The 13,293-nt window shown below is 38.9% G+C and carries 11 protein-coding genes; 6 read left to right on the top strand and 5 right to left on the bottom strand.

The window, feature by feature from the left end; genetic code table 11:
- Positions 1-168: 168 nt before the first annotated feature.
- A complete protein-coding gene (locus tag HWV00_RS06170; protein WP_211685249.1) occupies positions 169-684 on the bottom strand; it encodes a type II secretion system protein in 516 nt (171 codons plus the stop codon).
- 296 nt (positions 685-980) lie between these two features.
- On the opposite strand from HWV00_RS06170, the gene HWV00_RS06165 reads away from it, so the two are divergent.
- The 3 genes from HWV00_RS06165 to HWV00_RS06155 all read left to right on the top strand — a co-directional run bounded on the left by HWV00_RS06165 (position 981) and on the right by HWV00_RS06155 (position 5,229).
- A complete protein-coding gene (locus HWV00_RS06165; protein WP_211685248.1) occupies positions 981-2,630 on the top strand; it encodes a response regulator in 1,650 nt (549 codons plus the stop codon).
- Positions 2,631-2,771: 141 nt separating this feature from the next.
- The gene (gene xthA, locus HWV00_RS06160; RefSeq protein WP_211685247.1) at positions 2,772-3,596 is read left to right on the top strand and encodes an exodeoxyribonuclease III; all 825 of its coding nucleotides are present in this window, start codon (positions 2,772-2,774) and stop codon (positions 3,594-3,596) included.
- 124 nt (positions 3,597-3,720) lie between these two features.
- Positions 3,721-5,229 (top strand): lytic transglycosylase F, encoded by a 1,509-nt coding sequence (locus tag HWV00_RS06155; protein ID WP_211685246.1) that lies wholly within the window; start codon positions 3,721-3,723, stop codon positions 5,227-5,229.
- Between the two features lie 100 nt (positions 5,230-5,329).
- Here the strand turns inward: HWV00_RS06155 and HWV00_RS06150 are convergent, their stop codons facing one another.
- The 4 genes from HWV00_RS06150 to HWV00_RS06135 form a co-directional block, all read right to left on the bottom strand.
- On the bottom strand, positions 5,330-6,040 hold the full coding sequence (locus tag HWV00_RS06150; protein WP_211685245.1) for an ABC transporter permease: 711 nt from the start codon (positions 6,038-6,040) through the stop codon (positions 5,330-5,332).
- 1 nt (position 6,041) lies between these two features.
- Positions 6,042-6,806: an ABC transporter permease gene (locus HWV00_RS06145; protein WP_211685244.1), complete on the bottom strand. Its 765-nt coding sequence runs from the start codon at positions 6,804-6,806 to the stop codon at positions 6,042-6,044.
- 100 nt (positions 6,807-6,906) lie between these two features.
- Positions 6,907-7,680 carry a transporter substrate-binding domain-containing protein gene (locus HWV00_RS06140; RefSeq protein WP_211685243.1) on the bottom strand — a complete coding sequence of 258 codons (774 nt, stop codon included), beginning with the start codon at positions 7,678-7,680 and terminating at the stop codon, positions 6,907-6,909.
- Between the two features lie 169 nt (positions 7,681-7,849).
- A complete protein-coding gene (locus HWV00_RS06135) occupies positions 7,850-8,620 on the bottom strand; it encodes an ABC transporter ATP-binding protein (RefSeq protein WP_211685242.1) in 771 nt (256 codons plus the stop codon).
- Positions 8,621-9,112: 492 nt separating this feature from the next.
- Here HWV00_RS06135 and focA point away from each other — a divergent pair, with 492 nt between their 5' ends.
- The 3 genes from focA (at position 9,113) to pflA (ending at position 13,238) form a co-directional block, all read left to right on the top strand.
- Positions 9,113-9,964, top strand: coding sequence for a formate transporter FocA (gene focA / locus HWV00_RS06130; protein ID WP_211685241.1), 852 nt, complete (start codon positions 9,113-9,115; stop codon positions 9,962-9,964).
- 67 nt (positions 9,965-10,031) lie between these two features.
- Positions 10,032-12,311 (top strand): formate C-acetyltransferase, encoded by a 2,280-nt coding sequence (gene pflB / locus HWV00_RS06125; RefSeq protein WP_211685240.1) that lies wholly within the window; start codon positions 10,032-10,034, stop codon positions 12,309-12,311.
- Positions 12,312-12,461: 150 nt separating this feature from the next.
- Positions 12,462-13,238 (top strand): pyruvate formate lyase 1-activating protein, encoded by a 777-nt coding sequence (gene pflA / locus HWV00_RS06120; RefSeq protein WP_211685239.1) that lies wholly within the window; start codon positions 12,462-12,464, stop codon positions 13,236-13,238.
- Positions 13,239-13,293: the final 55 nt, after the last annotated feature.

Here is a 13,293-nt window from a genome sequence, read left to right as displayed (position 1 = left end):
TACCCTATTTATTCTTTGTCTTTGTAATAGAATAATTAATACCCTTATCAAATAATGTATTACTCATTCTTATTTATTTCTTCGTTTCATCATTACCTACATGTGAAATAACGAGATTAAAAAGGACGAATACGTCGCCCTTTATATTATCTTCAATGTTCATACAACCTAGCAGCTACTATCAAAAAGAATAATTTGATTCACACTGTATGGCTGGTAAAGTACTTGGCAATAATCTCCCGTTCCATTTTCTTTATATGTATACGAATCACCGATAGCAATCACTAATACACGGTGAAGTTCATCATCATAAGCCCTACTTGCATTGGTCACGGTAAACTCATCACCCAAATTAAGTAGCTGTTTCATGGCGTCTTGATAAGCGATAGGATAACCCTTACACGTAAAATAACCTTCAACTTTCGCAGACTGATCTTTATCTACAATATTGTCATTGTCCGCTTTTGTGTCGTAGCATTTATCCTCTACACCCAAAATCACAGACTTATAATAAATCAAATCAATGGCGATACGTAAATCAGCAGCCACACTGGCAATCTTAGCTTTTTTAGCGTCACTCGAAACGTCAATGAACTTAGGTACAGCAACTGCCGACATAATCGCCAGGATCACAATAACAACCGCCATCTCAATAAGCGTAAACCCTTTATCCCTAAACCTCATACATACCTTTATTTTTGATTAAACACTGCGTTTATCATGATTAAATCCCATAATTAAGGCATTATAATTCAACCAATGATAACCATAAAGTATTTTATAGGTATCTTTTTTTTACTTATTTTTCGTTTATATCAATGATTTAAAATCCACGATTATTCGCACAAAAAATATCCAGTTAACAGTGCTAGCCAACAAAAATAAGCACCTCTTAAGACAGCTTTATGCATACCTGCTATTGTGGCTAGCATAAATAGTGAGTGACTAAACTATCCATCACCTTTGAGTATTGAATAAACATGAATCAGAATTTTGACTATCGAAATAAACGCGTACTCATTGTGGATGACCAACGTGCTTTTCAGATCATGCTCAAAACCATGTTACTTAACTTTGGTGCGAAAGATGTTACGCATGTGGGTAGTGCTGAAGATGCATTAAAGCTGTGTCGAAATGATAGCTACGACTTACTTCTCGTTGACTACAACCTTGGCTCAGGTCTTAATGGTCGTCAGTTATTCGAAGCATTAAAAGTCAATAATCTATTGCCTATTCACACGGTATTTTTCTTAGTGACGGGTGATAACTCTAAAGCGATTGTATTAAGTGCAATTCAAATGAGTCCTGATGATTATTTGATGAAACCATTTTCGCAAAATGAATTAAATTTACGCATTCAAAAAGCCTTTAATAAAAAAGAAGCGCTTTTACCTATCTATCAAGCGATCAAAGACAACGATTTTACGCAAACAATGGACGAGTGTGATAACGCTATCATCTATTCTGCACGCTATCGTAATTTTTGTCGTTTGTTTAAAGCTGAGCTATTAATTGAAAAAGAAAAATATGCCGACGCGCGTATTATCTTAGAAGACTTTATTGAAGATCATCCACATACTCAAGCACAACTACTGCTTGGGCGTGTTTACTACCTAGAAAAAAACTACCAACAAGCAATACCACTACTCTCTGATATCGTTAAATATACGCCAATGCTATTAGAAGGTTATGACTGGTTAGCACATTGCTTTAGAGATGGTGGTGATAGCGAAAAAGCCCTCGATATTGTACAACGCGCAATCAAGCACTCGCATTTATCGTTAGACCGCCAAGGCTTATTAGCTGAACTCGCACTTGATACCAATATGCCCGCGATTGCCAAAGAAGCATTTTTCGCTATTTTGATGCAGACAAAAAATACGATACATCAAGATCCTCAGCATTTAATTAATTATGTACAAGCGATCATCTTAGTGGCAAAAAGCGAAGAAGATCAGTTTAAACAAGGTCGATTATTACAAGAAATCAGTGGGTTATTTCACCGTTCTTCTCAACAACACCCGTACGTTGAAGAAGATGAGCTATTAGCACTTGAAGGCTACAGTTTAGCATCAATCCACAATGTAAAAGGTAATCAGGTTAAGGCCAAGCACATGTTACTTAAGAGTAACGAAGCATACCTGATAGAACCAGAAGAAACCCCTGAATGGCTGGGCCCACAGCTCGCGAACCTACTCATTGAGCTCGAAGAGTTTGAGTTTGCCGAAAAGCTAGAACCTTACATCCAGCACAATAATAAACACAGTGAAAAACTACTTGCCTGCATCAGTGGCAAGGAAGACAGTAAAGAAGTTGAATTTAAACACCACAATAAGTTGGGTATTGAAGCATTTACCGAGAACAAACTTGAAGTTGCACTTAAACACTTTGAAACGGCGCTCTCTATCGCACCGCTCAATACTGGTGCAGCGTTAAACAAAATACAAGTATGCTTAGCGCTACTGGCTAAAATTGAGCGACCTTGGCCTGAAATAACCAAGAAGATTTCGGAGACATTGGCTGAACTCGAAGACTTCCCGCTATCAGAGCAACAAGCAGAACGTAAAGCTGAACTTAAAAAAGAGTTTAATATTCAGCGAATGCATGAAAAGAAAAGGTTTAGCCGTTAAAAGCAATCTTGTATTTTCATTGTTAAAAACGTCCTATTTCTGCACAAATGACAAAAAGTTTAAAATTTGCCTCGCAACTGACGCGTGAATAATAGAAGCTATAGGCATAAGAATTTGCAGCAAATAAAGGGTTCAAAACCAATGAAAATAATCTCGTTTAACATTAACGGCCTTCGCGCTCGATTACACCAATTACAAGCTATCGTAGATAAACATTCGCCTGATGTTATCGGTCTACAAGAAATCAAAGTACATAACGAAATGTTCCCTGTTGCTGCGGTTGAAGAAATGGGCTACCACGTATTTTTCCATGGTCAAAAAGCACATTACGGTGTGGCTATGATGGTAAAAAAGAGTACGGTTGCTGACGTAGACGCGATGAAAGTGCAATACGGTTTTCCTACCGATGACGAAGAAGCACAAAAACGCATGATCATGGTGACGTTTGACCAAACGTCAGGCAAGCCTATCACAGTGCTAAATGGCTACTTCCCACAAGGCGAGAACATCAGCCACGAGACGAAATACCCATACAAGCGTAAATTCTATCAAGATCTTAATATCTACCTGAATGACAACCACACAGCCGAAGACGATGTGATCGTGATGGGCGATATCAACATCTCTCCTGCAGATAAAGATATCGGTATTGGCGCACCAAATGCCAAACGCTGGTTAAAAACAGGTAAGTGTAGCTTCCAACCTGAAGAACGTGAATGGTTAGCAAAACTACAAGGGTTTGGTTTACATGATACGTTCCGTACGATTAAACCTGAAGTAACAGATCGTTACAGCTGGTTTGATTATCGTTCAAAAGGTTTCCCAGACAACCGCGGACTACGTATCGACGTGATCTTAGCGACTGCAACACTGAACGAAAAAGTGATTGAAAGTGACGTTGACTACGAATTACGTGGTATCGAAAAACCATCTGATCACGCGCCGATCTGGACAACTTTTAAATAATAAATTTATAACTATATAACAATAGCTTAGCTTTAAAAGCTAAGCTATTAAGTATCACAAAAACGCATTTTATAAATATATGTCTAATCTTAGTATTACCCCAAACTCCAGATGCGGTGATAGCATGAAGTGGACTAAGATATGCGCAAAGACCAACACATTAATATTCTGTGTTCTCGTAAACATATCACCCGCTAATGCCCAGTATTCAGCTAATATTAACGCGTCCTCTCCAGATTCAATATCCTCTAGCACGGTCGCACAACAACAACTGACTATTCACAGCCAGCCAAGTTTTGAAGACCTTCCCCTGCTATTAAAGAAACGCTCTATCCGAGTACTCGTCGTTAACCATCCTGCTTATTATTTTATCTATCAAAGTCGACCACGCGGTATGGCTTATGACATGATGCGGGAATATGAAAAACGCCTTAATCGTCAGTATTTCAAAAACACCAAACTAAAACTTAATATCCTCTTTATCCCGGTACCGAGTAGTCAAATCATTAACATGCTCGCACAAGGCTATGGCGATATTGCCATTGGGCCATTGATGATACTTAAAGACCAAGAAAAAAAAGTGACACACACCGAGCCGATATACAAAAGCCATCAATTATTATTAGTTAGCCATCATTCTGTTGCTGAATACAAAAATATAAATCAACTCTCGGGCAAAGAAATATGGATACGACGAAACAGCATTTATCACCAACAACTACAGCTCATCAACCAACAACTATCCAAGCTCAATAAACTACCGATTTACATTAATATTGTCGCAGACGAACTCGAAGATTATGAGTTACTTGATATGGTCGATAATAAACAAATATTCATGACCATGGTGTCGAGTCACAGCTTACGATTATGGAAAAAACTGTATAAACGTATTAAATTACACCCACAACTCGCGGTCGGTAATCATATTCCGAGCACATGGGCAGTACGTAATAACACCCCCAAATTAACGCACAGTTTAAATCGATTTATTCATCAACATAAAAAAGGCACCAAAATAGGTAATATCCTTCATCGTCGCTACCTTGTTGCACACCCTTGGTTGAAGAAGGTTATCCATCAAAAGTTTGAACGTCGCTATTTAGAAACAGAGAAGATCATTAAAAAATATGCCAAGCAATATAAATTCGATTGGCAGCTGATACTCGCACAGGCGTATCAAGAATCACGTCTCAACCAAAAAGCCATTAGTCACCGAGGAGCTGTTGGGGTTATGCAAGTATTACCCTCTACCGCCAATGAGCCTTATATTAATATTAAAAATATTGGCAATATAGATGATAATATTCACGCCGGTGTGAAGTACTTACACTTCATGAAACAGCGTTATTTTAGCCATCAAGAGATCACAAAGTTAGATTCATTATTATTGAGTTTTGCCGCCTATAACGCAGGACCCGCAAAGTTAAGACGATTAAGAAAACGAGCGCAGGAAAGAGGATTAAATCCAAACGTATGGTTTAACAATGTAGAAAAGGTTGTCGCCGAAACCATAGGAAAAGAAACCGTTAATTATGTCAACAATATATACAAATTCTATATTACCTACTTGCTTGCATCACGCTATAAAATTGATGATACGCAACTAGCCAAGCAGCGTGTTAATCAATAATTTAATCGTTATATTGTTAAATAAAAAGGCCGTTATGCATGATACACAACGGCCTTTCATTTATTTATTGTAATGAGTTCAGTACATACTCAATAATGCGTTAAGCAAGATGTCTAAATGCACGCTTTTCTAATTTTTTGAATACTGCAAAAATAGCAAAGCATAAACACAGGTAAATACTACCAGCGAAAATAAACGCTTCAAATGGCGCATAAAAACGTGAATACACATTATAACCCGCACCAGTAATATCGACTAAAGTAACCACACTCGCGATGGATGTTGCATGCAGCATAAAGATCACTTCATTACTATAAGCAGGCAATGCTCGGCGGAATGCTGACGGTAAAATAATACGTCGCAAAATCTGCCAATAGCTCATACCATAAGCCTGCGCGGCTTCAATTTCACCTTTATCTGTTGTGACTAACGAGCCACGAATGATCTCAGTACTATACGCAGCTGTATTTAATACAAACGCCAGTAGGCAAGGATAAAACGCATCTTCAAGTAAGAACCAAATTGAACTGTCCTGAATACCATCAATCATAGTCACGCCATAATAGATCATATACAGTTGGATCAATAACGGTGTACCACGGAACACATAAGTGAATAACCAAATACTACGTGATAACCACACATACTGGCTAGTGCGCATAATCGCTAACGGTACTGCGAGAAAGAAACCAATAACTACAGATAAGAAAGTCAGTTGTACTGTTAATACCGTACCGTCCCAATACTCATTTAAGGTATTCGGGGTAAACATTTCATTTTGCTCAAGCAAAGCAACAAGTTGATCTAACATATTAATGACCCTCTACACCTTTGCTAAAGTGACGTTCTAAATATTTAAGCACTATCTCACTAACGGTTGTAATCGCTAAATATACAAACGCAACAGGAATAAAGAATAAGAACGGTTCGTAGGTTGTCATTGCAGCTTCTTTAGCAAGCTTCACCATGTCAGACAAACCAATCACCGATACCAGTGCTGTTGTTTTAACAAGTACCAGCCAGTTGTTACCAATACCCGGCAAGGCAAAACGCATCATCTGCGGGAACATCACGCGACGAAATACTTGCCAATCAGACATACCATACGCTGTAGCCGCTTCTAACTGACCTTTATCAACAGACAATAACGCACCACGGAACGTTTCGCCCATGTACGCACCAAAGATAAAGCCAATCGTCACAACACCAGCACTAAATTCATCGATAGTAATATACATACCATCTTCATAAAAAGCAGATAAGGTTAGCCAACCGTGTTCAATATAAAACGCATTAATGGCATACGTTTCATGTAATTCATATAACCACTCAGAAAAGTTATTTAGTCCTACTTGCAAGCCAAAGTAAATCAGCATCATCAAGACCAGATCTGGTACACCACGCACGAGACTGGTATAAGCAAGCGCTAACGAAGAAGATATTTTACCGCCAGAATAACGTGCCACGGCAGTAATAAGCCCGAGCAACACAGCGATAATGAGTGAAAAAATGGCGAGTTTAACGGTCAATATAGCGCCATTAAATATACTTGGCCCATAACCTTGAAGATCTAACATAATATTCCCAGAAAAGCAGTGGGTGCCTAGTCTTAGCTAATAACCTAAACTAGGCCCCCATTTTTATCATCTATAATTCAAAAACGAGATGATAAAGAGACTACATTTTAATACTGTAGCTGAAGTATTTAGCTTGGATAGTTTCGTATGTACCATCCGTTTTAATTTCTGCTAATACTTTATTAAACGTCTGCGCAAGTGACTTATCACGTTTACGCAATGCAACGCCCATGCCATTACCAAGTTGGAATGTATCGCCAACCGCTGCATAAGCACCTTTTTTCTCAGGGATAAGCAACGTCGTATCACCGACTGGGAAATCCAGTAATACCATGTCTAAGCGACCACCTTCGAGATCAAGCAGTAAATCACCACTTGTGTTATAACGCTTAATTTTGTTTTTGCTAGCAAAATGGTCTGTTACGTAAGTATCTTGCACAGTACCGCGCTGTACACCAATACGTAATTTTTTAAATGCAGCTTTATCTGTTACATCAAGTTTAAAGTCTGCCGCTGCAAACCAACCACTTGGTGTATTGTAGTAAGGTTCAGAGAATAATACTTTCTTCTTACGTTCTTCAGTAATCGACATTGAAGAGAAAATAGCATCGTATTTACGTGATAATAAACCAGGAATAATACCGTCCCAAGATTGCACAACCCAAGTACAATTCCAGTTAGCGCGTTTACAAACTTCATTACCTAAATCGATTTCAAAGCCAGTTAGCTCACCATCTGGTGTTTTATACTCAAATGGTTTATAAGGTGAATCAACACCTAAACGGACATCAGTCCATTCTTTCGCTACAACAGCTGAAGAAAGTAATAAGCTTGTCGCAACACTTGCTGCAATAACAGTCGCTAATTTTTTCATAAGTATTTCCCTATTATTATAATGAGATCAATCACTGATCTGTGTTTGTATTTTTCTTTTTATAGTTTTTATTTTTATACGGTCAGCGTGGTGTCACCACTCACCGTTAGTATCTTGATGCAATGAAATTGTATTTCGCTGCTAACCCTTCATATTTTGGGGCTAGCCCTTAATATTTGGGCGCTAAAAATTGCTTCACACGTTCTGATTTCGGATTATCAAATAATTCTTTTGGATCACCCTGCTCTTCAATTTGACCTTGATGCAAGAAAATCACCTTAGTTGATACATCGCGCGCAAATGCCATTTCATGGGTAACCACTAACATCGTACGGCCTTCCTCAGCCAAACTTTGCATCACCCGTAATACTTCACCAACGAGTTCTGGATCAAGGGCCGATGTAGGCTCGTCAAATAACAGCACTTCAGGTTCAACCGCTAAAGCGCGTGCGATTGCAACACGCTGTTTTTGACCGCCAGATAGCTGACTTGGGTAATAGTCTTTTCTTTCCCATAAATCAACTTTCTTCAGATATTGTTCTGCGCTCGCAATTGCGTCACTACGTGAGATACCCAAAACATGAATTGGAGCTTCGATCACATTTTCAATGACTGTCATGTGCGACCATAAATTGAAGCCTTGAAATACCATTGCCAAACGCGAACGAATGCGTTGAACTTGCTTCTTACAAGCGATATCTCTCTTACCGTGACGATCGTCAATCATACCGATTAACTCACCATTTACAGATATATCACCAGCTGTTGGCATTTCTAATAAATTAATACAACGTAAAAAGGTACTTTTACCAGAGCCTGATGAACCAATAATAGAGATTACATCACCTTTATTTGCAGTCAGGTCTATGCCTTTAAGGACTTCATTGTCACCAAATGATTTATGTAAATTTTTGATGTCTAATGTGGGACTGCTACTCATTCTATTCATCCTAAATACGATTTATAACAATATAAGACATGTGCAAGGCGTTAATTCAAACTAGTATTAAAGACTGCAACATAAAAACAGCAATTAACATAGCAAATTAGTCATTCAGATAACATAAAGCCAGCCAAGTTTAGTCATTAACTCCACATCAGAGTTGACGTTAGGTCTTATAAACCGAATAAACAAAAAATACAGGATTAACGTCCAGTGACATATAACACTGTAGAGTACCGCCATATTGGTATTTATGATGGCTTATCTTACTATAAATAGTTTTTTAAACTTTTCGTGTTATTTTTAAAATAAAGTTAATAAAAACGTCGATTTATTGTAATTAAGTTACAACTTGAGCGGAGGCTTCAGATGAAACACCTTACTTTTCGTAATAAAAAAACACAAACAACCATAAAATTGATCTGGATCACTTTATAAATACTACTAGTTAGGTAATAATGTGTACGAGTTATTGATTGAGACCAAACAATGAAAACAGTAAGCCCATTTGATGCAATCCTACCGCCAGAACTGCTAAATAAAGCAGAAACTATCGGGGTAGCTAAAGCAACTAAAGCTCCTAAACAAGCTTTCATGCTTGCCATTACTGCAGGTGTATTCATTTCTATCGCATTTGCTTTCTATACTACGGTAACAACAGGTACTACCGATGTTGCTTATGGTTTAAAAAAATTCATCGGCGGGTTTGCTTTTAGCCTTGGCTTATTATTAGTCGTTGTTTGTGGCGGTGAACTATTCACAAGTTCAATCTTAACTATTATTGCGCGTGCCAATAACAAGATTACGACAATGCAATTAGCCAAAAACTGGGCCGTTGTTTACGCCGGAAACTTTGTTGGTTGTATCTTCTTTGTCTTACTCATGTTTTTAGCCAAACAACATCTCGTCGCAGATGGTGCTTGGGGCATCAATGCGATGAAGATTGCTCAACACAAATTACATCACACCTTTATTCAGGCTGTCACACTCGGCATCCTTGCAAACCTACTTGTTTGCCTTGGTGTATGGATGAGCTTTGCTGCACGGTCTATTACCGACAAGTTTATTGCTGTGGCATTGCCAGTCAGCATGTTCGTTGCATCAGGCTACGAACACAGTATCGCTAACATGTTTATGATCCCACTCGGGTATGTTATTGCGAACTTTGCTGGCCCAGAATTTTGGCTAGCAACTGGCGCTAATCCAGCCGACTTTACAGATTTAACGCTCACTAACTTTGTATTTAATAACCTTATCCCTGTGACCATCGGTAACATCATTGGTGGTGGCTTGTTAGTAGGTTTGACGTACTGGGCGATTTACTGCAAAAAAGAATCTTAATGTCTGTTGTGAACACAGCAGATAGCAAACTTTGGAATTACATTTTTTTAGATTAGGTGTACTTATTATGACTGAACAAACAATATTTGATCAAGCGTGGCAAGGTTTTACAACTGGCGAATGGACTAACGACGTTAACCTACGTGATTTTATCCAGAAAAACTACACGGAATTTACAGGCGATGAGTCTTTCCTAGCAGATGCAACTGAAGCGACAGATACGCTTTGGAACAATGTAATGGAAGGCATTAAAATCGAAAACAGCACACATGCGCCGCTTGATTTTGATACATCTGTACCATCAACAATTACATCACATGCCGCTGGTTACATTGACCAAGGTTTAGAAACAATTGTTGGTCTACAAACTGAGAAACCATTAAAACGTGCAATTATCGCTAACGGCGGTATCCGTATGGTTGCAGGTTCTTGTAAAGCATATGGTAAAGAACTTGATCCAGTAACAAACAAAATCTTCTCTGAATACCGTAAAACACACAACCAAGGCGTATTTGACGTTTACACAAGCGACATCATGAAATGTCGTAAGTCAGGTATCCTAACAGGTTTACCTGATGCATATGGTCGTGGTCGTATCATTGGTGATTACCGTCGTGTTGCTGTATACGGCATCGACTTCCTAATGAAAGACAAATTTGCACAGCAAAAATCATTAGAAGCGAAGTTCTACTCAGGTGAAGACCTAGAAGCAACAATGCGTTTACGTGAAGAAATCTCTGAGCAGTACCGCGCATTAGCACAAATTAAAGAAATGGCGGCAACTTACGGTTTCGATATTTCTGGTCCAGCAACAAATGCAAAAGAAGCGATCCAGTGGACTTACTTCGGCTACCTAGCTGCAGTTAAATCACAAAATGGCGCAGCAATGAGCTTTGGTCGTGTAACAACGTTCCTCGATATCTACATCGAACGTGATTTACAAGCGGGTATCATTACTGAGACTGACGCTCAGGAAATGATTGATCACCTAGTAATGAAACTACGTATGGTTCGTTTCTTACGTACACCAGAATACGATGAGTTATTCTCTGGTGACCCAATCTGGGCAACAGAAACTATCGCAGGTATGGGTACAGATGGCCGTTCACTAGTAACTAAATCATCATTCCGTGTACTACACACACAATACACTATGGGTCCTTCACCAGAGCCAAACATCACTGTATTGTGGGCTGAAAATCTACCATTAAACTTCAAACGCTACTGTGCGAAAGTATCAATTGATACATCGTCAATCCAGTACGAAAATGATGACTTAATGCGTACCGATTTCGACAACGATGACTATGCAATTGCATGTTGTGTATCACCAATGATTGTTGGTAAACAAATGCAGTTCTTCGGCGCACGTAGTAACCTTGCTAAAGCATTGTTATATACAATCAATGGCGGCGTAGATGAAAAACTAAAAATCCAAGTGGGTCCTAAATCAGACAAGATCACTGATGACGTACTTAACTACGAAGATATCGCAGCACGTTTAGACAAGATGATGGATTGGTTAGCAACGACTTATGTTACTGCACTTAACTCAATTCACTATTCACACGATAAATACTCGTATGAAGCATCACTAATGGCATTACATGACCGTGACGTTGAACGTACAATGGCATGTGGTATCGCTGGTCTATCTGTTACAGCTGATTCACTTTCTGCAATTAAATTTGCAAAAGTTAAGCCTATTCGTGACGAAGACGGCATCGCAATCGATTTTGAAATCGAAGGTGAATATCCTAAATTTGGTAACAACGATTCACGTGTAGATGAAATCGCTTGTGACCTTGTTGAAACGTTCATGAAGAAAGTTGCTAGTCACAAAATGTACCGTGATGCGAAACCAACACAGTCAGTACTAACAATTACTTCTAACGTTGTATACGGCAAGAAAACAGGTACTACACCAGATGGCCGTCGTGCAGGCGCACCATTCGCACCGGGCGCAAACCCAATGCATGGTCGTGATGAAAAAGGCGCTATCGCTGCCCTGACATCAGTAGCAAAACTACCGTTTGAATACGCAAAAGATGGTATCTCTTATACTTTCTCTATCGTACCAAACGCACTAGGTAAAACAGACGATACTCGTCGTACTAACCTAGCTGGTTTAATGGATGGTTACTTCAAGCACAGCAGTGCAATTGAAGGTGGTCAGCACTTAAACGTAAACGTGATGGACCGTTCAATGTTGTTAGACGCTGTTAAGCACCCTGAAAAATACCCACAACTGACCATTCGTGTGTCTGGTTACGCGGTACGTTTCAACTCGCTAACACCTGAACAACAACAAGATGTAATCACTCGTACTTTCCAAGAGTCATTCTAACTTGATTGATTAGGACACTATAAAATAACATTCGCTTATTTTTATAGCGTCATATAGATAAAAGCCTTACACATGTAAGGCTTTTCTATTTATAATTACCTGTATAGATCTGTTTATAATAAATGTATAGCCCTATCTTTTGGAGATATTATGTCGCTTATCAAACCTATTGATTCTACTGAATTATGTAGCACAGTAGGACGCATCCATTCTACCGAATCTTGTGGTACCGTTGATGGGCCAGGTATTCGTTTTATTGTCTTTATGCAAGGCTGTCTAATGCGTTGCCAATATTGCCATAACCGTGACTCATGGGATCTGCATTCAGGTAAAGAAACGACCGTCGATGAATTAATTCGTGAACTGATTTCGTACAAAGCATTTATGCAAGCAACCGGTGGTGGCGTTACCGCATCCGGTGGCGAAGCAATGCTACAACCTGAGTTTGTACGTGATTTTTTCGCTGCCGCGCAAGCGCAAGAAGTGAATACCTGTTTAGATACCAATGGTTACATCCGTAAATACACAGATGTCATTGATGAAGTGCTCGATGTATCAGATTTAGTGATGCTAGATCTAAAACAAATGAATAATGAAGTACACCAAAAATTAGTCGGTGTTAGCAATAAACGTACCCTCGAGTTTGCCGAATATTTAGCAAAACGTAATCAAAAAACATGGATACGTTATGTCGTTGTTCCGGGTTATACCGATGATGACGAGTCTGCACATGAACTGGGTAAATTTATTCAGAACATGGATAATGTTGAAAAAGTAGAATTGCTGCCTTATCACCAATTAGGCCTGCATAAATGGAAAACAATGGGCTTTGATTACCCATTAGACGGTGTTGCGCCACCAAGCAAAGAAACAATGGACCGTATTAAAAACATATTATCAATCTACAAAGATAATGTGCTTTATTAATAGCCCAAACGAATTCTATTTCAAACCGATCCTAGCTCTATGCTATGATCGGTTT

Origin of the sequence: Moritella sp. 24, assembly GCF_018219155.1 — a bacterium.
Lineage (GTDB): Bacteria > Pseudomonadota > Gammaproteobacteria > Enterobacterales > Moritellaceae > Moritella.
This window is presented reverse-complemented; position numbering and strand designations above follow the sequence as displayed.